25 protein-coding genes are annotated in these 20928 nt (G+C 49.6%); 8 read left to right on the top strand and 17 right to left on the bottom strand.

Translation table 11 applies throughout. From position 1 onward, the window contains the following. Positions 1-117: 117 nt before the first annotated feature. Complete coding sequence (locus AC506A_RS03570) at positions 118-825, top strand: FadR/GntR family transcriptional regulator (protein WP_495459595.1); 708 nt, start codon at positions 118-120, stop codon at positions 823-825. 688 nt (positions 826-1513) lie between these two features. Here AC506A_RS03570 and AC506A_RS03565 read toward each other — a convergent pair. From AC506A_RS03565 to AC506A_RS03555, 3 genes are read right to left on the bottom strand one after another with little or no spacing between them, the layout of a single operon-like run. After that, positions 1514-2281, bottom strand: coding sequence for a class I SAM-dependent methyltransferase (locus AC506A_RS03565; protein ID WP_495459594.1), 768 nt, complete (start codon positions 2279-2281; stop codon positions 1514-1516). Between the two features lie 51 nt (positions 2282-2332). Beyond that, complete coding sequence (locus AC506A_RS03560; protein ID WP_495459593.1) at positions 2333-3091, bottom strand: ThiF family adenylyltransferase; 759 nt, start codon at positions 3089-3091, stop codon at positions 2333-2335. Continuing rightward, the gene (locus AC506A_RS03555; RefSeq protein ID WP_495459592.1) at positions 3091-3699 is read right to left on the bottom strand and encodes an N-acyl amino acid synthase FeeM domain-containing protein; all 609 of its coding nucleotides are present in this window, start codon (positions 3697-3699) and stop codon (positions 3091-3093) included. Before AC506A_RS03555 ends, AC506A_RS03560 begins: the two co-directional genes overlap by 1 nt. A 328-nt stretch (positions 3700-4027) precedes the next feature. Here AC506A_RS03555 and AC506A_RS03550 point away from each other — a divergent pair, with 328 nt between their 5' ends. Then, the gene (locus AC506A_RS03550) at positions 4028-5230 is read left to right on the top strand and encodes an HD-GYP domain-containing protein (protein ID WP_495459591.1); all 1203 of its coding nucleotides are present in this window, start codon (positions 4028-4030) and stop codon (positions 5228-5230) included. A 44-nt stretch (positions 5231-5274) separates the two neighbouring features. Here the strand turns inward: AC506A_RS03550 and AC506A_RS03545 are convergent, their stop codons facing one another. Further along, the gene (locus AC506A_RS03545) at positions 5275-5844 is read right to left on the bottom strand and encodes an SF0329 family protein (protein ID WP_495459590.1); all 570 of its coding nucleotides are present in this window, start codon (positions 5842-5844) and stop codon (positions 5275-5277) included. Positions 5845-6063: 219 nt separating this feature from the next. Here AC506A_RS03545 and AC506A_RS03540 point away from each other — a divergent pair, with 219 nt between their 5' ends. The 4 genes from AC506A_RS03540 (at position 6064) to AC506A_RS03525 (ending at position 8675) form a co-directional block, all read left to right on the top strand. Continuing rightward, positions 6064-6591 (top strand): hypothetical protein, encoded by a 528-nt coding sequence (locus AC506A_RS03540; protein ID WP_495459589.1) that lies wholly within the window; start codon positions 6064-6066, stop codon positions 6589-6591. Between the two features lie 92 nt (positions 6592-6683). Then, positions 6684-7142: a hypothetical protein gene (locus AC506A_RS03535; protein ID WP_495459588.1), complete on the top strand. Its 459-nt coding sequence runs from the start codon at positions 6684-6686 to the stop codon at positions 7140-7142. A 91-nt stretch (positions 7143-7233) separates the two neighbouring features. After that, positions 7234-8097, top strand: coding sequence for an SDR family oxidoreductase (locus AC506A_RS03530; RefSeq protein WP_495459587.1), 864 nt, complete (start codon positions 7234-7236; stop codon positions 8095-8097). 65 nt (positions 8098-8162) lie between these two features. Beyond that, the gene (locus AC506A_RS03525) at positions 8163-8675 is read left to right on the top strand and encodes a hypothetical protein (RefSeq protein WP_495459586.1); all 513 of its coding nucleotides are present in this window, start codon (positions 8163-8165) and stop codon (positions 8673-8675) included. A 104-nt stretch (positions 8676-8779) separates the two neighbouring features. Here AC506A_RS03525 and AC506A_RS03520 read toward each other — a convergent pair whose 3' ends face one another. From AC506A_RS03520 to AC506A_RS03480, 9 genes are all read right to left on the bottom strand, one after another. Then, positions 8780-9772, bottom strand: coding sequence for a S41 family peptidase (locus AC506A_RS03520; RefSeq protein WP_495459585.1), 993 nt, complete (start codon positions 9770-9772; stop codon positions 8780-8782). Between the two features lie 374 nt (positions 9773-10146). Then, positions 10147-11412 carry an MFS transporter gene (locus AC506A_RS03515; protein ID WP_495459584.1) on the bottom strand — a complete coding sequence of 422 codons (1266 nt, stop codon included), beginning with the start codon at positions 11410-11412 and terminating at the stop codon, positions 10147-10149. A gap of 70 nt (positions 11413-11482) precedes the next feature. Next, positions 11483-11992, bottom strand: a complete 510-nt coding sequence (locus AC506A_RS03510; RefSeq protein WP_495459583.1) for a DUF4362 domain-containing protein — start codon at positions 11990-11992, stop codon at positions 11483-11485. A 105-nt stretch (positions 11993-12097) separates the two neighbouring features. Continuing rightward, complete coding sequence (locus AC506A_RS03505; protein WP_495459582.1) at positions 12098-12604, bottom strand: YhjD family protein; 507 nt, start codon at positions 12602-12604, stop codon at positions 12098-12100. After that, positions 12601-13854, bottom strand: a complete 1254-nt coding sequence (locus AC506A_RS03500; RefSeq protein WP_495459581.1) for a DNA polymerase IV — start codon at positions 13852-13854, stop codon at positions 12601-12603. The genes AC506A_RS03505 and AC506A_RS03500 overlap by 4 nt, the downstream gene beginning before the upstream one ends. A gap of 415 nt (positions 13855-14269) precedes the next feature. Next, positions 14270-14722 (bottom strand): GNAT family N-acetyltransferase, encoded by a 453-nt coding sequence (locus AC506A_RS03495; protein ID WP_495460961.1) that lies wholly within the window; start codon positions 14720-14722, stop codon positions 14270-14272. Between the two features lies 1 nt (position 14723). Further along, complete coding sequence (locus tag AC506A_RS03490; protein WP_495459580.1) at positions 14724-15026, bottom strand: hypothetical protein; 303 nt, start codon at positions 15024-15026, stop codon at positions 14724-14726. 29 nt (positions 15027-15055) lie between these two features. After that, the gene (locus tag AC506A_RS03485; protein ID WP_495459579.1) at positions 15056-15499 is read right to left on the bottom strand and encodes a GNAT family N-acetyltransferase; all 444 of its coding nucleotides are present in this window, start codon (positions 15497-15499) and stop codon (positions 15056-15058) included. A gap of 24 nt (positions 15500-15523) precedes the next feature. Beyond that, a complete protein-coding gene (locus AC506A_RS03480) occupies positions 15524-16030 on the bottom strand; it encodes a GNAT family N-acetyltransferase (RefSeq protein WP_495459578.1) in 507 nt (168 codons plus the stop codon). Positions 16031-16130: 100 nt separating this feature from the next. Here AC506A_RS03480 and AC506A_RS03475 point away from each other — a divergent pair, with 100 nt between their 5' ends. After that, the gene (locus tag AC506A_RS03475) at positions 16131-16577 is read left to right on the top strand and encodes a GNAT family N-acetyltransferase (protein WP_495459577.1); all 447 of its coding nucleotides are present in this window, start codon (positions 16131-16133) and stop codon (positions 16575-16577) included. On the opposite strand, the gene AC506A_RS03470 is transcribed toward AC506A_RS03475, so the two are convergent. From AC506A_RS03470 to AC506A_RS03455, 4 genes are read right to left on the bottom strand one after another with little or no spacing between them, the layout of a single operon-like run. Further along, positions 16566-17036 (bottom strand): GNAT family N-acetyltransferase, encoded by a 471-nt coding sequence (locus tag AC506A_RS03470; RefSeq protein ID WP_495459576.1) that lies wholly within the window; start codon positions 17034-17036, stop codon positions 16566-16568. The two genes, AC506A_RS03475 and AC506A_RS03470, sit on opposite strands and share 12 nt — an antisense overlap. Continuing rightward, positions 17033-17779, bottom strand: a complete 747-nt coding sequence (locus AC506A_RS03465; RefSeq protein WP_495459575.1) for a ferritin-like domain-containing protein — start codon at positions 17777-17779, stop codon at positions 17033-17035. The genes AC506A_RS03470 and AC506A_RS03465 overlap by 4 nt, the downstream gene beginning before the upstream one ends. After that, positions 17776-18321 carry a GrpB family protein gene (locus AC506A_RS03460; protein ID WP_495459574.1) on the bottom strand — a complete coding sequence of 182 codons (546 nt, stop codon included), beginning with the start codon at positions 18319-18321 and terminating at the stop codon, positions 17776-17778. Before AC506A_RS03460 ends, AC506A_RS03465 begins: the two co-directional genes overlap by 4 nt. Further along, positions 18314-19351: a formylglycine-generating enzyme family protein gene (locus AC506A_RS03455; protein WP_495459573.1), complete on the bottom strand. Its 1038-nt coding sequence runs from the start codon at positions 19349-19351 to the stop codon at positions 18314-18316. The genes AC506A_RS03460 and AC506A_RS03455 overlap by 8 nt, the downstream gene beginning before the upstream one ends. Before the next feature lie 129 nt (positions 19352-19480). Between AC506A_RS03455 and AC506A_RS03450 the strand changes: the two genes are divergently transcribed. Beyond that, a complete protein-coding gene (locus AC506A_RS03450) occupies positions 19481-20887 on the top strand; it encodes a sulfatase family protein (RefSeq protein WP_495459572.1) in 1407 nt (468 codons plus the stop codon). Positions 20888-20928 lie beyond the last annotated feature (41 nt).

Genomic DNA, 20928 nt, shown 5'->3' with positions numbered 1-20928 from the left:
TGTTAAGCTTTTGTTGAACGGTTCTCTGGTAGTACCACGAGACCAGATTACCATGAACCATGAACTTCCATCAATCTTAATTTTTGATCCTATGTGAAACTAAGGAGACTACCTTTCATGATACAGATTGAACCCGTCAAACGATTAACCGTCACCGAACAAATTATGGAGCAGATCGCTCAGCTCATTACGAACGGTCACCTTGAGCCCGGAGCGCAACTGCCTAATGAGCGGGAGCTTGCCGAGCGGTTCAGCGTTACCCGCGGGCGAGTTCGCGAAGCGCTTCGAGCGCTTGCGCTCATCGGCCTGATCACTATCAAGGCGGGCGAAGGCAGCTTTGTTAATAAACAGGAGGAGCCGATTCCTTCGGATACGATTGCATGGATGTTTCACCGGGAGAAGCATAATCTCGATGAGGTTTATGCCGCGCGGCAGTTGATCGAAACCGAGGTTTACTTGTCCGCCGCCGAACAGCTCACCGAAGAGGAGCTTACTCTGCTTGACAGAAAACTTTCCCACATGTCTGCGTCGGTTCATATGGAGGCAGATGCTTTTCTACAGCTGCTTGATGACTTCGACTTACGCATCGGCGAACGCTCCGATAACCGGATCTTCAACAAACTGATGCAGATGAGCATTCATCTCCGAAGAGAAACAAGCCTGAAGCTGCTGCGCGTGCCCGGTGCCAAAGAAAACAGCGTCAAACAGCGATCGGCCATTCTAGCCGCACTTACTTCTCGCGACAAGAAACAGCTGCACGCCGCGCTCAAGGGTCTGTTTACATCCTCGAAGCAGTTTTACGCCAACATTATGAAAACCGACTAGACTTACAAAACCTCCTAACCGGCTCCGCCGTGCTCCCCCCCCATCTACGGAAGCAGACAGGGGGCTGAGAGTCGGTAAAACCGACTCTCAAATGCGAAAATCCACTAATTCAACGCCGAGAGTAGGAAAATCCGACTCTCGTACTTCCTAACTTCTAATTTCCACCTCCAACACAGGCTGAGAGTCGGAAAAACCGACTCTCAACCGAAAAAATTCACTAATTTAACGCTGAGAGTAGTAAAATCCGACTCTCGTACTTCCTAACTCCCAATTCTCACCTTCGCCATTGGCTGAGAGTCGTTAAACCAGACTCTCAATTGCGAAAACTCACTAATCTGACGCTGAGAGTCGCGAAATCCGACTCTCGCACTTCAGAATTCCCAATTCTCACCTTCACCAGCGGCTGAGAGTCGGAAAACCCGACTCTCAATTGCGAAAACACACTAATCTGACGCTGTGAGTCGCGAAATCCGACTCTCGCATCTCCTAACCTCCCCCTCATCAGAGGCTGAAAGTCTCGAAATCGCACTCTCAATCGCGAAACCCCACACTTTCTGCACCGAGAGTTCCGAAATCGGACTCTCGTATACCATCCCGCATTGTCAGTGTCATCTCCCCCGCCGGACAAAATAAAAAAGAGCCGCTTCAAAAGCCACAAACCCGCTTTTGAAACCGCCCTTAACACGCTTTACTTCCTTGTCGCCTCATACACATACTTCTGTTTGCCGTGGCTTGGAGCGTGGCCAAACTCGAAATCCGCTGACACGACTACATCCGTGAAGCCTATGCTCTCCAGCACGAGCTTAAATTCGTGAACGCCGTACCAACGTAAGGCAAAACGCTGCAGCTCCGTTTCTATCAAGGTGCCTTTGCGCCATTTTTCGTATTTTAACAAAGACACTTTATACTGATCGAATAAATCTGCTTCAAGCAGCTTGCCCTCCATCGTAATCAGATCGCCATCCGGCAGATGAAAGGTCGATGAGCCGCTGAACCCGCCGCTTTCAAAATTAGTGTCCGGCAGAAATAAATCCATTAGGAGTCGTCCGCCTGGTTGCAGATGTTCATACAGACGCTTCAATGCGGCTAGAGATTCCTCGCGATTCTCAATTAACAAGAACGATCCGCCCGGTATGATGATCGCTTCATAGCGATCAGGCAAGTCCAGCTCTAAGAGATTCGATTCGAATAATCTGACGTTCAGCGCTCTCTCCTCACACCGTTTGCGGCAAGATTCCAGCATTTCTGGCGAATAATCCACACCGTCAACAAGCAATCCTGCTTCGAGCAGTGGAATAATGACGCGCCCCGAGCCGACCATCGCCTCGAGAATTCGTCCTTTGCAAGAGCTCAATCGTGCTTGGTAATATTCCAAATCGCCGCCGAAAGACTGGCCGACATGTTTCGTTAAATCATAAACTTCTGTACATAACTTTCCATAATAGCTATAAGACATTTATACTTCCCTCCATGAGTTTGACTGTTCACGAAAGCAGTCAATGCAGCGCTACAATTCAAATTGTAGTTGAAAAGATTCCGGCACTAGCAGCGGCTGCTTTCTGCCAAGCAGATGGAGAACGAGCTGCGATACGAGAACACCCGGACCTAAGGCTTGTCCAACGCTGATCGTCGGAATCGTCCTATTCGTCAACCATTCTTGGAGATGATCGGCCGTCACATAAGATGGCAGCTTATCGGCATAGCTCGATGGTGGGAATGTTGCGCCTCTCAGCTGCTCGATCGGCATATCTTCCGGGATACCGGCGATTTGTTCGATCGTCATCCCATCAGGCGCAAAAGTGAGCACCGTAGTACCGAACCCAAGTGCCGCTGCCGTAATAATATACTTGCCGAAGCTGCGGGACGCGCGGTGCAGAGCAACCGCATCGGGAAAGGCAAAATAATCGATCGCATCGATGACATAATCGGCATCTCGGACGAATTCGTCAACATTCGCTTCGCTTACACCATTCGGATATTCAATAATTTCCAAGTCCGGGTTAATGGCCAGTAAATGATTGCGCAGCGCAGTTACTTTGGACATACCGACGGTATGATAGGTTGCTGCGCACTGCCTGTTAATATTAGAAATGTCAAAGGTGTCGGGATCGGCCAACACGAGACGGCCAATTCCCATGCGCACCAGCAGCTCGGCCGAGAAGCCGCCAATGCAGCCGCAGCCTGCAATCGCAATCGTCGAATGCTGAAGCTTGTCCACGTCGATTTCGGACATAATCCCTAAATTGCGAACAAATTGCTCTTTCATTAATTAAGCACCTCCAAATAGCGAGCTTCCTGTTCAACTAAGTAGTCGTATAGCGCAGGGCGCTCTTCTCTAACCGTATTTAATACATCATCCAGCACTAGCACGCATGGGATCGTATTCGAACCCAAATAAACGCGAGGCTCCCCGATCAGTCGGAAAGGGAATTTGAAGATCCGATTCATATAATTATAGACTCTCTCATCTACGCAGCAAACCCAATGCGTGATGCCGATTTGAAGCGAATATTGCAAGGCCGTCTTCAGCAATCCAAGCGCAACGTCATGTGCGGGCAATTTGGTGAAAGCGCTCAGTTCGGCATAACGAATGACTTCAAGCTGCTGGAGTTTAATGCGCTCAATGTCAAAAATGCGAAAGTTTTGCAGAGTAGGCAGTTCATCCAGCTTTTCGAAAATCAATCGGGTTACGCCAACTACCTCGTCAGATCCGATAGGTTGTGTGGTGAAATAGGTAGAATTGGCTTGATAGGGGTCTTTCTCATTTTTGTTAAAAAATCCGACTTCAAGGTATCTTTCGACATGCAGCTTAATCGCTTTTTCACGCAATTTCCCTCTTGCAACGCTGTATGAATATTGAGAATCTGTTTTCATAAATAAACACTCCTCTTATTTTGAATTATGTACGGTGTTTCGGCATATTTTTATTCATTAAAACGGTTACTTCTTCCTGCTTTTGGTCTTTTATTGTCGAATGCCGAGTGATACACTGATTTTAATCATCTGCATATCTCATGCTGAGGTTAATTGGGTCATGACTGAGGTGCGATGTAGGACTTTTCTCTCTCCGTCTATCAACTCCTAGTTCAAATGGATTATATATCCACTATACCAAAGGTTTGTCGTATTCATAGAGGTGCAAGAGGATGAAAGATTAATTGATTTACGAATTGGAGTCTACTACTCCGGACGGGATGGACGTATGCTGAGCGAACGAAAAAAACTACTGTCTTCGTACTACAAAACACATCAGCGAAATCTCAGCTTAAACATATTGAAGATTGCACTCATCTATTTGCTTCTTAGCATCGGGTGGAATTCGGTTTTCCGTCTGCTCGATATGCCTTATTCGAGGGCAGAAATCAAATTTCTGCTCATTCCGGTTGCTGTTCTGGCCGTTATACTAGTCCTCAATCGTTTTATCAAAATCAAGCCGATTATTATGCAGCATATCGTTCTCTCCTTTAGTGTTCTTGTCATCTGCTGCTTATATTTTGGCTCTGGGTACAGAGAGGCGTGGGGCTATTTTCTAGTCATCCCTATTCTGGCGGGCATGTATGGTAATCTACGGGTATTGTTCATTTATTCGGCTGTTGGATTAGCCACGATGTTAGGTGTAAATCTGACCCATCCGCTCGTCACCGGCGTGTTTGACTCGATCGACATCTCCAATCGGGCGCTGCTTTATGTGGTCCTCGGGACGTTCAGCTACTTGCTGCCGAAACAGCTGGATCAACTGTATAACAATCAAGTGAATTTGATTATCCACTCGATGGAAACAACGATCGAACAAGTTGTCAAAACGTTCATTGTATCCATTGAAGCCAAAGATAGCTATACTTTCGGTCACAGTGAGCGAGTGAGCAAATACGCAGTCGAGCTGGCAGCAAGACTTCCTGAGTTTCAGGATAAGCAGCGCATGCAGACGCTTCGGTTATCCGGCTTGCTTCATGATATCGGAAAGATCAATATTCCCGAATCGGTGCTGACGAAGGCAGGAAAGCTGACGGACGAAGAATACGAGATCATCAAATCGCATACGGTTGCCGGTGGCCGGATGGTGGAGAAAATACCAGGACTGGGACAATTAAAACCAGGCGTTCTCTATCATCATGAGCGGTGGGATGGAAAAGGGTATCCGACTGGAGCATCAGGACTGGATATTCCGCTAGAGGCAAGGATATTAAGCATAGCCGATACGTTCGATGCCATCACCTCGAGCCGATCGTACCGCCAGGCTGCTTCTGTCAACGATGCAATTGAGCGAATCAAAGAGGCCAGTGGAACGCAATTCGATCCCGCATTAATCATGATTATTGATGAAGTCGTGATGAGCTGGAGAAGAATTTATAAAGAATACAGCGAGGATCTATCGGAGTTTGAGACGCTGCTTGATTTGCCGTAGATAAAAGAGGGACAACCGGAAGTTGCATCGGTTGTCCCTCTTTTTCATAACGTACTACGCCGTAGTTCATAAAAATACTGCACGCTGGGATGCTTGATCTTCATCATCTCGGTCATGTTTAACATTCGTTTTTTCCCAACTCGCCTGTCTACCAATGCTAGAATATTCAATAAGATATCATTGCTTTCTATGTTTTCTTCTATCGAACTGGCTAAAAACTTAGTAGCAGCAACCGTAAAATTAGATTTACTTAATGAGGACTGTGCTGACAAAAGTTCCTTTGCATGTCCTGAAATCTTTCTGCTTCTAGCGATTACTTTTAGACGATCCTCCGGAACTGTCCCCTTGGTTTCTATTCTTACCGCTTCCAATTCCTCATCGCTGATAGGAAGTTGGATATCTGAATCATTCTTGATTTCGAGCTCCGTCTGATACCATTTGATTAAGGTAGTGTTATCACTCATATTGAGTACGTTCTTTTTATCTACTGCAATATAACAATGACCTGCCTTATCAGGTAAATAACGGTAGCTGGTCGCACGGTATTCGACCCTTCCATCTAACGCCGGACTGAGAAAACTCTCTAGCTGCTGCTTTAATTTGCTCCAGGACATGGATCCTCCTATGATCTTTATTACAAATACCAATTGAGGCAGTCGTTGCCCCGGTCATGTTTGCCACAAATATATCACACACGTTATCGCGATGCGAATTTTGTTATGTCACGAAGAATTGTTTTGTCCAATCATTTTGTTGTCCATGCTATCAGCTATAAACGGTAATGCCACTCCCATTGCAGCTCAATATGGGGAATTCAATCAGAAGGAGAACGCATGATGGATCCTCGAATGGATGCTTTAACCAGGCAAGCTTACGCCAACCCGGCAGTCAGAGCAAACCTTGTCAATGCCGGCATGATTTCGCTTTATTGTGATTATTCCGGATCGGAGCAGCATGTTCACGCGGTTGCTTGCACGTTTGTCTTTAACCGCTCCCTTCGTGTGGAGGCCAAGCGGCTTGAATATGACTACACCATCGGTTCTGATTACGGGGAATTGCAGGCGATTTATTTTAGCTTGGAATGGCTTGCTCACGCCTTATCAGACGAGCAGTTCCAACCTATGCCTCAAACTGCTGTTGTTTTCACCGATTGCCATACAATCGTAAGAATGCTGGAGAAGTCTTATTTTGCCGATTCCCGATATGCAGTGGTGCGTGATGAGATCCTCACACTCGTTGATCGCTTGCACACCTTACACCCGGATATCAAAATAAGCATCAAGCATATGCGCCGTCATAAGACGAACAATGCGCTGCACCGCATGGCTCACAACGCCGCGCGAAGATGTATCGGCAAATAAGGTTAAAAACTTTTCATAAACCCCTGAATCCAAACAGCAGGCTCGTATTGTATAAACGTACGCTATATTCTGCCAAATGGAGGAAGATAACGATGTCGCAAGAATCCTCTGCAGCCTCTGCGCGCAGCTTCACGGTTTCAGGTGAAATTTTCTCGATGCCCAATCTCGATATTTATGCCCAGATGACGTATATCGTGCTAAGCTCCGGCTCCACGGACTCCTTATCCTTGAGCGTGCCTGACATGGCCCGCAAAGGCCGAATGTCAGTTAAACAGGTTATCAAAGCGATGCAGGATCTTACTGAGCACAAACTGATCTCCCATAAAGTGTTCCGTCACTTAATCGGCGAATTTCAAGACGACCGTCTGTCATGGGCGGCCAAAGGGCTGCTCACCTACTGTAAAGAACATCCACGCATTAGTGTAACCGAGCTAATCGCCCTTTCCGATCAGTCCGACGAAGACGAGACGTCTATCCGCAAAGCGTTGCTTGAACTGAAGCACGCAGGTTATTTGGAGGACTATCCCGAGCTTCGCCAGATTGCAACGTAACTTTGGATCGAGCGGGCAGGCATGCCGCTTGCCTTGGTGACATACCTATAACCATAATTGCCGCATGTCTGACACGAAGGAGAATCGGCTTATGGGACCTTTTGCACCTGATTTATTGAACGGGAAAGTCGTGCTCATCACGGGCGGAGCAACCGGCCTTGGCCGCGCAATGGGTGAGAAGTTTCTTGCCCTCGGGGCTCGGCTCGCCATTGCGGGCCGCCGTGAGGAGGTACTGCAGCAAGCCAGTGCAGAAATGAGCTCACCCGGGATGGCGCCGGTGTTCTTCCAAAGCTGTGATGTCCGCGACCCCGCCGCCGTCCAAGCTTTAATGGATGCGGTGGAAGGACATTTCGGTCATATCGATGTACTCGTCAACAATGCAGCCGGTAATTTCATTAGTCCGACTGAGCGGCTCTCCCACCGTGCAGTCGATGCCGTGCTCGGCACCGTACTGCACGGTACGTTCTACACAACACTTGAGCTCGGTAAACGCTGGATTGCGCAAGGAAGAGCCGGGACCATGCTCAATATCGTGACCACCTACGCCTCCTCCACCAGCGGTTCGGGCTATGTAGTGCCCTCCGCTGCGGCAAAAGCAGGCGTACTCGCACTCACTCGCTCGCTTGCCGCCGAGTGGGCGCCTCACGGAATCCGGCAGGTAGCCATTGCACCCGGTCCTTTCCCCACCGAAGGAGCATGGTCACGCCTTATGCCGACACCGGAGATCGAGGAGCGTCTGCTTAGCCGCATTCCGCTCGGGCGAGTCGGTGACCCGACCGAGCTCGCTAATCTCGCCGCTTATTTGATATCCGACTACGCTGGCTACATTAATGGTGAAGTTGTGACGATCGATGGCGGCGAATGGCTGCAAGGCGCAGGCCAATTCAACGGACTTGCCGATGTCACGGATGAACAATGGGATGCCCTTTCCGCATTGTCTCGCAAAGGGAAGTAACGATCCTGCGAGGAAAGGACTAGGACAACGGATGCTCCCCATATCCTCCAATAAGGGAGGGGATCATGGTGCGTTTCACAGTTCGCTACATCCCGCTGAGCAAAATCAAGCCTGGTTTGCCTGTCGGCATGACTGCCCGCCTTCGGTATTTACGTCATTTGATGTGGGATGGCTTACATCTCATCGTCGTGCAGAAAGACCGAAAGGACGGCCAATATCGAATTCTACTCGGCAATGACCGCTATGAGTATTTGCGCAACCATACGAAGAAACTGACGGCACCTTGCATCGTCGATGAATCCAAGCTCGGGGCCGGTCTACAAGCTTGGCTGCATCGCTTCGCTCGGAAGCCAACTGCATCCGAACCCGCTTCAAGTGCGCTGAATCGGCGGTTAACGCCATCCAGCTGGGCAATCGTTCGCGCCTATTTGAATGAAGAGCCGCGATTCAAACAGCTTTCGCGCAAGCAGCAAGCACAAGTGCTCCTCCTTGCCATTCGTCATAAGCAAATGATTATTGCGACTATGAAATCCAAGACCGATCAATTTCTGTCCCCACAAATAAACGGCAAAGGCTGATTGTACGCCTTTGCCGTTTATTTGTATGGTGACGGAGCCGAAAGCACTATCCTGCATGATGTAACCCCTTGAGAGCTACCAAAGTCCATTAGTTAATAGGGCTCTCAGCAAACTAATATTTTTTTGATATCCTTCAATAACGCCTCTCGTCCTGGTTCCAAGTTCTCGCTAAAGTGTTCTAATGACTTTTGAAGGAGCAGTTTATATGCCCTTTCGAGAGCATCGTCACTGTTGATCTCGATATCCGGCAAAACTCCAGTGCCCTCCCAGTTATCTTTGGTTATCGGGTTAATTGCACGTCCATTAGCGATAAAGACTTGAACATGTTCATTTATGCGATGGACGCCACCTGGATTTGCTCCGCCGCGAGTTTTTTCGCCGACAATCTTAACTCTTTTAATTGCTTGTAGGCTGTAAGCAAATTCCTCAGCACCAGAAGATGTTATTTGACTGGTCAGCAGATAAACAGGTTTATTCATGCCAAATCGTTTCCCTGGCACGAATGGCAAACTCCAAAAAGATTGTGTCATATCATGAAATCGCCAATAAATATCATTTAAATGTACTGGAGGAGAGCCATCCAACAAATAACTGGCAATTAACGTCGCCATAAATGAAGAGCCCCCATGGTTATTACGAAGGTCAATAATTAACCCGTCTGTATTCGCTAAAAAACTCATGGCGTGTCCTGCCGTTTCACCTGCAAGCTCGGGATAAGCGAATTCATTTAGAACAAGATATCCTATATTTCCTGGTAATCTCTCTACCCTTTCAAAGCCGTAGTTACTCAGTTTTTCGCTTAATTTGATGTCCTCATCATCGAGTGAATCGTGAAAATCAAGAGGTAACGGCTTTTCACTAAATAGTAGACTCAAATGTATGTCATTACTTATTTCACGCATATAACTATTAATCTTCTCCGTTAAAGCTAAGCCACTCTCCACATTGTAAAAGTCACCTTCAGTAAGCTTTTCAAATAGAACCGTCTTAATGGTTTCAGCAGTTGTTGGGAAAATATAATAATCAAGCAACAGGTCTGAAAGAGATTCAACAGTTTTCTTAATAAAAACATCATCTAGCTGAAATGTAGTAGTCAATTGTACTTTCCTTTCCGCCGCAGCTGTTATGTAGTCAAATTTATTCTATATTACAGACACCAATTTTGTATATAACAGAATAAAATAAAATAAAAAACAATTGAAAATACAACAAAAGTTTGCAATACTACAGGTTAAATTATTCAATATAACAGACTAGATTCACAATAACTACTTATTGATTGAATCCTGAAATCTGAGACTCCAGTGGTTTCGGATAACAAATGCAAGTTCTTCAAACCGATTCTAACGCCAACGACAAAAAACAGAACTGGTTTCATTTCCCCAGTTCTGTTTTTGTATGATCGTTGTATTCACTCATAACTTTTATTCATACAACTTATCCATTTGCACCATTAATTCAAATCGCCAACTTAATTAGAGACACTTGCCGGATCGCTCTGCCCTCTTCGCTCCAACATTCCCTGTATAAACCAAGTATACCCGATAAAACCAAGCAACGTGGCTACAGCCGTCAGTACAAAGGGCAGCAAATAGTGATCTCCGGCCAGAATATACCCGGCCCAATAGGAGGCAATCGTATTGCCAACGCTTCGAGAAACCGTTCGCATGCCTGCGAATAAATTGCGGTCTTCCTCGGCTACCGCTGACATCGATTCACTGTCAATAATGTTGTTTAGCATGGTAAAGCCTGTCCCGCGCAGCATGAGCAGAATGGCAAATGGTGCCGCCGGTATAGCTACTGCCATTAACGCCACAATCAGAATGTTGTAGAGAAACAAGATGATGAAGCTTCTACGGCTTCCCAGCTTCTCGATGAAATAAGGCATAATGATGGAACCGATGAAGAAGAAGAATCCGGACAGTGCAAGCAAACCGGAGATCGTGTCATCATTCATAGCAAACCGGAATTTCAGAATGACGTTCAGAAACGGACTGAGCAATCCGTAGGTGAAGCCGGAGTTAAAGATGAGCAGCGAAAGCGCAAGCAGGAAATACACAGCATGACGTTTCTTTTGCCGTCTGACAGCCTCGCCCTTCGCGTCTTCTTTATGTTTCGCTTGTCCTTCTTTCGGTGCCTCGCTAGGCGACGGCAGTAAGATCCCTCTCAGAATCGCAGACAGTGCAAAACAGCCTGCCGCTGCGAAGAATGCATATTGATAAACCGTCGTACTGCCATGAATCCAGTTCGGCAGAAACCCGCCAAGCAGCGTGCCGATCCCTGTAAACAGAGTAAATACGGCAAAAAGCAGTGAATAGGCATTCGTCTCTTCCTTCTTGCTCTTGCAATATTGGAAGATCAATTGAATCTCAGAGTTCACGATTGCTGTAACCCCGAGCGACCATATGAGCTGCGCCGCCGTAACTGCGACCCTGCTCGTACCGAAGCCGAACACAACAAGCGAAATAAAGGAGAGCAGCATCCCAATAACCAGCATTCGTTTGCGTCCGACCCGCTGCACAATAAGCCCGACCGGCAAGCTTGTCAGTCCGATGGTGAGCGCCCCGAGCGACGTTATTTGACCGATGGCACCCTTGGAGAATCCAAGATCAAGAAGATGCAAGTTGAGAATGAGACTGAAAATACCTGCCCCGATGCCAAACAGACTTTCCGTGGCAATAAATCGCTTTACGCCCGGAGATAGATCACGAAATAGATGAAACGTATACTTCCACATAAGAACGCCTTTCCTCTTGCTAATGTCCTCCTATTCTAATGGATGCAGAGGGCGCCTTCAACCGCTTTCGTCATTTGGCATTAGCATCAAAGTAGAACGTATCCGCCGTCTTCTGATCTACACAGCCTGTCAGCACTACGAATCTCTGTCCTCCTTCGATCTCCTTGGTGTCCAAGCCTTCGCATGTCGTACTTGGCCTGCCTAGATCGCTCCCGAATGCATCCATGCCATTGTCAAACGTATAATAAATCTGTTTCCCATCGTATGTAAGCTCATAGAAGATCGGATCCCCTTCAATCGTATACTGGGTGATTCGGACATTCATTCGACCGGCTTGTTTTTGCTTCACATGCGTAACAAATTGATTCCATTTCTCTAAATTCGAGTACTTCCCATGCACATTAACAACGTCACCGTTTGCTATCGCCTGTTCAGGATGGTAAGGTTCCGTCACCTTCGGAAAATCATTCTCGGCCCCCTGCGACTGTCCGCTGCCTACGGTTTGACCGTTACTTCCTTCTCGGCCGCAAGCCGTCAGCAGCAGCAGGGCTAATCCAATCATTGCCGCTTTTCTCATCATCTAGAATCACCTCATGCCTATCGACGCGAAGACATCCCCGAAAGTTGCATGGATGATCGTCCGGTAACTCCGGACTCGCTCCGGTAATTCCGGACTCGCCTCGTGTCAACTGTTCGCCTTAAACATCTCCGCCACATATCTGGCGATGCGAACGCTCATCTCCGCACGCACGACTTCACGCATCATTGCGAATTTATCCTTATAACCGCGGCAGGTAAAGTGATAATGAATCGCGCTGTCCACCCGTTCATCCTCGAATACCTTAATCTGGCACCGCTTCATCTGCTTGCGCACCTCGCTTAGTTCCCCATGAAGGCGGGTCATCAGCACTTGCGAAGCTTTGATATATAAACTCTTCATGGAATAAGAGGACAAGCTGATTTCGGTACAGTTCTTATCGACGATTGTCATCATAATCGGCAGGAGCACAAAGTCGCGAATGAGCTCAAGCTCCTCCTTCGTGGGCAGCTGCTCGGGCGTGGATCTCCCCGAATCCTGAGGCTGTTCCGCTGCCTCAGTCTGCTCCCTGCGCTGCAAATATTGCTCCCGATGCTCAGGCAGCATCATGCGGCTGGATTCCCAGCGGCCGTTTCCTTCCAGCTTCTTGCTCATTTATAATGCCCTCCGATTTTCACGCTGCGCTCGCGAGCCTGGGCAGCGTCCAGCAGCGAGGAGGCGCGCAGAATCGCCGTACTCCCGTAACGGTACTTGATTTGATCAGTCGTTCGTTCCAATTTACGCACCCGCTCTCGGTTACCGAACAGCGTAAGCTGATATTGGTCATCTTGGCACAGCTTCGACAGTGTAACGCCAAGCTTTCGCACCGGCATCTGATCCCAGTGCGTATCAAACAACTTGCGCACTGCATCGAACACTTCTCGCGTAATATTCGTCGGATCAGTAAGCGTCGTCTGCCGGAAGAACCCGGTCGGCTTGTCGAAATCCGCTCCTTGAGCGCCGGCCGCGACCACCTGGCCCATATATCCCTTGGCCCGGCACCGACGGCTGACCTCCTCGCTGAGCTCCAGCAGTACGACATCGATTTCGGCACGGCTGGAGAAGTCGCGCGGCAGCGTCATCTGATGACCGACCGCCTGCTGATTGTTATGTGTGCTCGGCTTAACCGGACTTGTGTCTATGCCGTTCGCTGTCTGCCAGTACAGCTCCGCTTGAATATCGCTGTTGCGCCCCATCAATACGCGCATTTTGCGTTTCAGCTCATGGAGCTCCATCCGCGCCAGGTCGCCGATCGTGAAGATCCCGATCCGCTGAAAATGCGCTGTCATCCGTGATCCGATGCCAAACATCTTACCCACCGGCTGCGGCCAAAGCTTCGTATCCACCTCCGACTTCGGCAGTGTGAAGATGCCGCTCTCGCTCTTCTTGGCCCATATATCCGTCGCCATCTTGGCGAGCACTTTCGTGGAGCTGATGCCCACTCGCGACCAGACGCCGGTATACAGCATGATTTTGTTCTGAATACGCCTTGCGATCTCTTCTGCAGAACCGAAATAAGCAACAGAACCGGTCACGTCGAGGAATTGCTCGTCAATGGAGAAAGGCTCCACCAAGTCCGTGAATGATTCGAAAATCTCCGTAATCATCAAAGAAACGTCGATATAAGCCTGCATGCGCGGCTTCACGATAACAAGCTGCGGGCATTTGCCAAGTGCCTCGCCGAGCGTTTCCGCCGTTGTAACGCCGTATTGTTTGGCAATCGGACAAGCTGCCAATATAATGCCAGAGCGCCGTGCGGGATCTCCTGCGACGGCGACGGGCTTATTCTGATATTCCGGGTGCGCCGCCTTCTCGACGGACGCATAGAACGACTGACAATCCGCCAACATAATGATGCGTTCCATGGCCCCCACCTTTCAGCGATAGGAATGTATGTTCTCATCATCATTATACACCGAATGTATGTTCGCAATGCAAGTGCCAAAAAAATGCTGTTCCGATTAAACGATTCGGAACAGCATTTTTATGAGAAAAGGAGCAGCCCCAACACTTGCGAATCCGGTACTGTTTCGGCGGAAGGCTCTAACGAACCGTACGGGTCTTATTTGCCCATTCGTGGCTCCGAAAACAAGCTAACGAACCGTAGGGGCACTATTTGACAGTTTTTGAGTATTTGGGAACCGATTATCCCCCAATAACGTCTCTACGGTTCGTTAGATTCTCGGAACCCTTAAATTCAGTCAATTAACGCCTCTACGGTTCGTTAGATTTTCGCGGAATACAAGATGAGGAGTGCGAGATGAAATTTTCGTGGCTTTTTTACAATTCAAGCCTCAGCCGAATCATATCCCGGCAAGGAATCCCGTTCTCGATAATCGGCTCCGCATAATGCTTAACGAAGTAGTCGGTGTCAACGCCCACTATGCGGAAACCGCATTTCTGATAAAGCCTAAGCTGCCCCAGGCTGGAATTTCCCGTTCCGATCTCAACCGCACGATATCCCTGTTCCTTGCAATGCTGAACCGCATGCTCGATCAGTTCCCTGCCGAGACCTCTGCCCTGACAGTCCTCCCGTACGGCGATATTCATGATTTCAGCTGTCTTCGGCCGAGTGGCGAGCAGCAAATATACGCCGACCGCCTCGCCATCCTCATCTATCACCATGCACACGCACCGACCCGCATAAGCATCGATCGCCTGCCGCTCCGGATCGGCCAGAAGCAGCAGTTCATAAGGCAGCGCCTCGCCCTCGCCTAATGAGCGAATCCTCAGCTCAGACATCTGCCCCCGCATCCTTATCCGCCAGCGTTAGCTCCAATCCGCCGAATTTCTTCGCAAACGCGCTATAGACCAAGGCAACAAGCATGCTCAGTGCCCCGTAAACGAAAACTAGAAAGAATGGCATGATCAAATATGGAATTCCCACAAGGAGCAGCGTGCCTTTACCTGTAGCTGCTCCAATAATGGTAATCATCAAACCAATCAAGGCCATCAGCGCCATTGGAATGATCATAAGATAAATCGTCGCTTTGAACATACTTTTCGTGCCGATCTCGCGAATCTCAACTTTTCTCAACGTGATAGACTCCCTTTGTTTTGTTTCATCTACGGGCGCTGCAGCTTCTTCGCAAACCGATATCCCGTAATGGAGTAGCCCCATTTCTTATAAAATCCATGAGCCTCCGTCCGTTCTTCCTTGATTCCGCTGTTTAAATAGATAAAATGCCCGCCTTGCTCCAGCACCCACTGCTCCACATGCGCAAGCAGCGCCTGGCCGACGCCTTGACCTTGAAACTCCTTCTTCGTGACCAGTGAGGAAATTTGCGTCTTCACATCATTGCTGACATAGCTGAACTGCATCCGCAGCCCGACCATGCCGACCACAGCACCTTCAAGCTCCGCCACGAATGTAAAATAATTCGGACTCCCTTCGATCTGCGCCATTCGCAGCTTCATATCCTCATGCGTCGAAGGCGATCCCAAATCGGCCATCAGCGCGGTGAGCGGCTCTAAATCCGACTCCGATTCATACGGGCGAACAATCACCATTCTGACAACCTCCCCTTGTCCCAATTAGAGCGTATATACCATCAATTCTTCATCGTAATAGTTCCCTTTATACTTAAGCGCCCTGCGCTCCAAGCCGTACACTTCGAAGCCCAGCGACAGATACAAGCCCCTCGCCCGATCATTGCCCGTGACAACCATGAGATTGATTTGCTCAAGCCCATCCAGCTCACGCCCCCGGTCCAGCAGTTCTTGCAGAAGCAGTCGTCCAACTCCCTGCTTCCGTGCATTTGGAGACACGTACATCCCCCACACGAAACCTTTATGCTTCGCTTTGACGGATTGTTCCCTCTGAAACCCAACCATGCCGACAAGCCCTCCGTCCGCCGTGAACGCGCCTAAAATAAATTGATCCGCCGTCACTTGAATCCGTGCTTTAACCGATTCAATCGGAGTGTCAACCGATGCCTCATACGTCGCTCCGAACGCTTCCGGACTATCTCGCAACGCTTCCAAGCGCAATCGCCAATACAACTCTACGTCGTCAGGCGTAATATTTTTGACCTCAATCATGGCCAGCCTCCCTCTCTTATTTCCACAAAAACTTGTGCTGAACCGTAGCCTGCCCCTATGATGATAAAAACTGCACTTGCTTAAGGAGTGAACAAATTCGTTGTTTAACGTTACAACTGAACGACTCACGCTTCTCCCAATCACCGTCGACAACGCGGATGACTTCCAGCCCTATATCCAAGATAAGAAGCATATCGGCCGCTATGTCGAGCAGTTGAAGCTCGATAAAGCGCTGCTCGGATGGGGCGTGTGGCTGGTTACTGACACAACGACTCACGAAGTGCTTGGCGACATCGGATTTAAAGGCACACCAACCGGAGGCGTCGCAGAAGTCGGTTATGGTTTTCTCCCTTCCGCCCGCAATCAGGGCTTCGCGACAGAGAGCGTTCGAGCACTCCTGGACTGGGCTTTCTCCACCGGCCAAGCGTTGACAATCATCGCCGAGTGCCACGCGAACAATCACGCTTCGATCAACGTACTGAAGAAGCTTGGCATGAAGCAAACGGTCGCGCAAGACGGGATGCTCTACTGGTCTTTAACCGCCTAGCAGTTTACGATACACTTTCGTGCTGCTCCCATCCAAGTAATAGCCATCGCTGAAATAGTTCCACCCGTATCTCTCATAATAATCGTCAAGGGTTGTGCTTAAGTAAAGCTGTGTATAACCCTTGCCTGCAAGCTCTGCTTCCACATGCGCCATTAATCGGCTGCCGAGTCCATCGCCCCGATAAGACGGGTCTACGTAGAGACAAGCGAGCCACGGAAACAGATCCTGCCGGCTGATGAGATCGTTGCGCAGCACACCGCACATGCCGATAAACTGCTCCTTTTCCAGATCAACGGCTACATAGAATTTCGGCACATCCACTTCCCCTTGCAGCGCGTGTACGATGCAGTCATGATAGAACGGATAATTATGCTCGCTGCCCCACTGGTTCCAAATATATCGAATCGCTTCTTCGATCCAAGCTTGCGGCTGATCATGCAGCTCCATAATACGGATCATCCTTCAAACGCCCTCCCCGCTTGAGTGGCTCCGGCAACGATGATTCCCGATAAGCGAAACTCCTTCCGACAAGCAGCCAGAAAGTCGCTGAACCGGTACCCGCCGGCTTGAAATACATTTCGATGCTGAACCCAAACGACGACGAGTGTTCCTTCAAGCAGCATGCGATGGGCCGTCCGATTAAAGCGGTTCACGACTGACATTCTGCCTAAGCCCAGCGTATAGAGCGTCTCCGATTGAAACTCGACATGCTTCTCCTCATCTTGCAAAATCTGATCGCACAAGTCGCGCAATGCCTTCGCATCCGTGCTCTGCCGAAGTGCGATATAATAAACCTTCGCGATAATTTCGGCTGTAATCAGCACCATAACGGACAGCTCGAGCCCAGCGAATTGGCGCATTTTGCGAAAGACATGATCCACCCAGTGACCGCGGATGGTCGGCAATTGCTGCCCTTTCATAAACCGGCCCAGGTCTCTGGCATGCCGCTGCTCCTCACGAATAAAGGCGGTGACTGCAGCATAATAATCGTGATTCCCGGTTCGCTCGGCATAACGCTTCGCTTGATGAATGAGATGCTTGCCTTCGGAGCTCTCGCCGAGCTGGAACTGCTGAATGGATTTCTGAATGCACGCCCGCTCCGCCTCCGTCAGCCGATACGAATCGTCCCAATCAATGGCCATCAGATTCTGCTGATTTTGCAGAAAATAATGCTTCCAGGCCGCAAAATCAACCTTCATCATAGATCCGATGTTCCCGGCTTCCAGCCCATGCATTGACTCCAATTGCTGGCCTTGCGCATGATCTCCCAGATGTAAGGCTCTTTCTCGTCCACATATCGACCGCGGTCTTGCCCGTACTGATGCATCAGCCGCACCTTCACGTCAGCATAGTAATCCGCATCCTCTTGATTCGCCCGCAGATAATCTCGAAATAGCAGCGCGAATTGCTCGCCGAAGCTGCCTGCTTCTCGGACATGGATATGCGTGCGCCGCATACCTGTCCCTTCTCTGAAATAACGTTTAGTGAGCTCCGGATTATCCGCCCTGAACACATAGCCGAGCTGCTCAAACCCTTGACGATATTGCTCGACCGGCTCAAGTGAGCGGACCGAAACTTGAATATCCATAACAGGCTTCGCTGCCAATCCCGGAACAGACGTAGATCCGATATGGTCGATACGAAGCGCCGTTTCACCAAGTGCCTCGCGCACACGCAGACCAATGACCTGAAACTCACGTACCCACTCCGCATCATAAGCAACAACAATAATCGGATCACTCACTGCCGATTCCTCCTTTGCCTGCGCCAACTGCCGTTACGATACGAAAACCACAATTCCCGGTCGAGCTGTCCGGCGTATTGGAATTTCGCGCCGCTACCCGGTAACGGTTGCAGTAGGATTTGTGACACAGGTAGGAGCCCCCGCGCATGGAACGCGCATGGGTCGGCTTCGTATAGTGAGGACTAACCGCTGATGTGACCCGGTGATATTGCGGAGTGAACCAGTCGCTGCACCACTCCCACACGTTGCCGGACATATTGTACAGTCCGTAGCCGTTTGGCTTATAAGCATCTACAGGCGCGGTTCCGTGATAGCCGTCGCTCGCATTGTTTTTGACCGGAAACTTCCCTTGCCAAATGTTGCAGAGATGCTCGGTGTCCGGCTTCAGCAAGTCGCCCCATGGGTACCGCCTCTGCACCAGTCCGCCTCTTGCCGCATACTCCCATTCCGCCTCGGTCGGCAGTCGCCCGCCTCGCCATGTGCAATAAGCTGCTGCGTCGTTCCAAGACACGTGTACGACCGGATGATCCGCCCGCTCCTCGATCGAGGAGTCCGGGCCTTCCGGCTGCGCCCAATATGCGCCATTCACCGCGAGCCACCAAGGCGTGCCTTGAGGTGTGCCAGCCGCAGCTTCGCGAATAGCGTCAGACGCCAGAAGGTGAAACACGTATGACCAACCGAACTTCTCCGCTTCCGTCACATAACCGGTAGCTGCCACAAACTGAGCAAACTGCGCATTCGTAACCGCATAACGAGAGATGTAGAACGCATCCAGTCTCACGTTTCGAATCGGACCTTCACCGTCCTGCGGAAAACCTTCCGCATCATCAGTTCCCATCAGAAACTCGCCTGCGGGAATGAGCATCATATTCTCGTCAGCCTGCAGCGAACGCGGAGAAGATTCCGGCTCCTGTAATCGCTGTTGATGTTCTTCACAATCGCTGCGCTCGTTTGACATCTCTGACTCTAGCGCCTTTACAGATGCATCACTTCTGCTTGCGCAGCAGCAGGACTTCATTTGTTCAGACATCTCTGTCATCTCCTAGCATATCGTTATCGGACTGCCGGTATCGGCACCCGTTGTAGACGCTTCCAAGGGAATATTATACAATAACCGTGAATCTATCGAAACGTTTCAAGAGGATAGGAGAGATGAAAATTGACCACGAACACTCCGAAACGACCGAACATTCTGTTTATCATGTCGGATGACCACGCCTCCCATGCCATCAGCGCTTATGGGAGCCAGATCAATGAAACGCCGAATATTGACCGTATCGCAGAAGGCGGCATGCGTTTTGACAATTGCTTCTGCACCAACTCGATTTGCACACCGAGCCGCGCAGCCATTTTAACAGGGCAATACAATCATATGAATGGGGTAAAGACGCTCGCCGACCCACTCGATGGGCGCATGACGACCTTTCCAAAACTGCTCCAAAAAGACGGATACCAAACCGCGATTGTCGGCAAATGGCATCTCGGCCACGGTGGCAACTACGATCCGACCGGCTTCGACTATTGGAGCGTCCTTCCCGACCAAGGAGAGTATCACAATCCCGTCATGATCGAGATGGGCGTCTCCCAGCACGTTGACGGCTATGTAACCGATATAATTACCGATAAATCATTAGATTGGCTGAAGAACCGGGATAGAGAGCGGCCGTTCATGCTCATGTGTCACCACAAGGCACCGCATCGCAGTTGGGAGCCGGACGAGAAGCATTTGCACTTATACGACGATATCGACATTCCAGAGCCGGAAACCTTTTACGACGATTATGCCACTCGTTCACAGGCTGCCGTGAATGCGAAGATGCGCATTGAAGACCTAAATGACTTTGATACCAAAGGCTCTCCGCCTGAGGGGCTAACACCGGAGCAGCAGAAGAAGTGGAAATACCAGCGGTACATCAAGGATTACTTACGCTGCATTGCCTCCGTTGACGACAATGTGGGACGTTTACTGGATTATTTAGATGAAGAAGACGAAACGAACGATACGATTATCATCTACACATCCGATCAAGGCTTCTTCTTGGGTGATCATGGCTGGTTCGATAAACGATTTATGTATGAGGAATCGCTGCGTATGCCATTCCTGATCCGTTATCCTCGGGCCATCCAAGCCGGAACCTCCAGCGACACCATGATCTTGAATGTCGATTTCGCGCCAACCTTCTTGGATTATGCCGCCCACCCGATCCCGGAGACGATGCAAGGCCGCAGCTTCAGAACCGTACTGAACGCCGACACACCGGCGGACTGGAGAACCTCCATGTACTACCGATATTGGATGCATCTTGACGGTAACCATGAAGTTTACGCCCACTATGGGATGAGAACACAGCGATATAAGCTCATTTATTATTATGCTCAGGCGCTCGGTACGACAGATTCTCGGGACGAATCGAAGCCGCCGGAATGGGAATTGTTTGATCTTGCCGAGGACCCCTACGAGCTGCGCAACGTATACCATTCTCCGGGCTATGAGCAGATTGTTAAATCGCTCACGCTTGAGATGGAGCAGCTAATGCGCGATGTCGGAGACGAGGCTCTGCACTAGCGTAAGGCAGCATCTGCTATGAAGCTCAGCTCCGCAAGTCG

It is taken from the genome of Paenibacillus sp. N22P23 (assembly GCF_059383735.1).
Note: the sequence above shows the minus strand (reverse complement) of the source record. Positions and strands in the feature narration are given on the sequence as shown.

Coding starts and splice junctions, on each gene's coding strand:
- AC506A_RS03570 (WP_495459595.1), top strand. CDS start 118: ATGATACAGATTGAACCCGTCAAACGATTAACCGTCACCGAACAAATT.
- AC506A_RS03565 (WP_495459594.1), bottom strand. CDS start 2,281: ATGTCTTATAGCTATTATGGAAAGTTATGTACAGAAGTTTATGATTTA.
- AC506A_RS03560 (WP_495459593.1), bottom strand. CDS start 3,091: ATGAAAGAGCAATTTGTTCGCAATTTAGGGATTATGTCCGAAATCGAC.
- AC506A_RS03555 (WP_495459592.1), bottom strand. CDS start 3,699: ATGAAAACAGATTCTCAATATTCATACAGCGTTGCAAGAGGGAAATTG.
- AC506A_RS03550 (WP_495459591.1), top strand. CDS start 4,028: ATGCTGAGCGAACGAAAAAAACTACTGTCTTCGTACTACAAAACACAT.
- AC506A_RS03545 (WP_495459590.1), bottom strand. CDS start 5,844: ATGTCCTGGAGCAAATTAAAGCAGCAGCTAGAGAGTTTTCTCAGTCCG.
- AC506A_RS03540 (WP_495459589.1), top strand. CDS start 6,064: ATGATGGATCCTCGAATGGATGCTTTAACCAGGCAAGCTTACGCCAAC.
- AC506A_RS03535 (WP_495459588.1), top strand. CDS start 6,684: ATGTCGCAAGAATCCTCTGCAGCCTCTGCGCGCAGCTTCACGGTTTCA.
- AC506A_RS03530 (WP_495459587.1), top strand. CDS start 7,234: ATGGGACCTTTTGCACCTGATTTATTGAACGGGAAAGTCGTGCTCATC.
- AC506A_RS03525 (WP_495459586.1), top strand. CDS start 8,163: ATGGTGCGTTTCACAGTTCGCTACATCCCGCTGAGCAAAATCAAGCCT.
- AC506A_RS03515 (WP_495459584.1), bottom strand. CDS start 11,412: ATGTGGAAGTATACGTTTCATCTATTTCGTGATCTATCTCCGGGCGTA.
- AC506A_RS03510 (WP_495459583.1), bottom strand. CDS start 11,992: ATGATGAGAAAAGCGGCAATGATTGGATTAGCCCTGCTGCTGCTGACG.
- AC506A_RS03505 (WP_495459582.1), bottom strand. CDS start 12,604: ATGAGCAAGAAGCTGGAAGGAAACGGCCGCTGGGAATCCAGCCGCATG.
- AC506A_RS03500 (WP_495459581.1), bottom strand. CDS start 13,854: ATGGAACGCATCATTATGTTGGCGGATTGTCAGTCGTTCTATGCGTCC.
- AC506A_RS03485 (WP_495459579.1), bottom strand. CDS start 15,499: ATGGTGATTGTTCGCCCGTATGAATCGGAGTCGGATTTAGAGCCGCTC.
- AC506A_RS03480 (WP_495459578.1), bottom strand. CDS start 16,030: ATGATTGAGGTCAAAAATATTACGCCTGACGACGTAGAGTTGTATTGG.
- AC506A_RS03470 (WP_495459576.1), bottom strand. CDS start 17,036: ATGATCCGTATTATGGAGCTGCATGATCAGCCGCAAGCTTGGATCGAA.
- AC506A_RS03465 (WP_495459575.1), bottom strand. CDS start 17,779: ATGATGAAGGTTGATTTTGCGGCCTGGAAGCATTATTTTCTGCAAAAT.
- AC506A_RS03455 (WP_495459573.1), bottom strand. CDS start 19,351: ATGTCTGAACAAATGAAGTCCTGCTGCTGCGCAAGCAGAAGTGATGCA.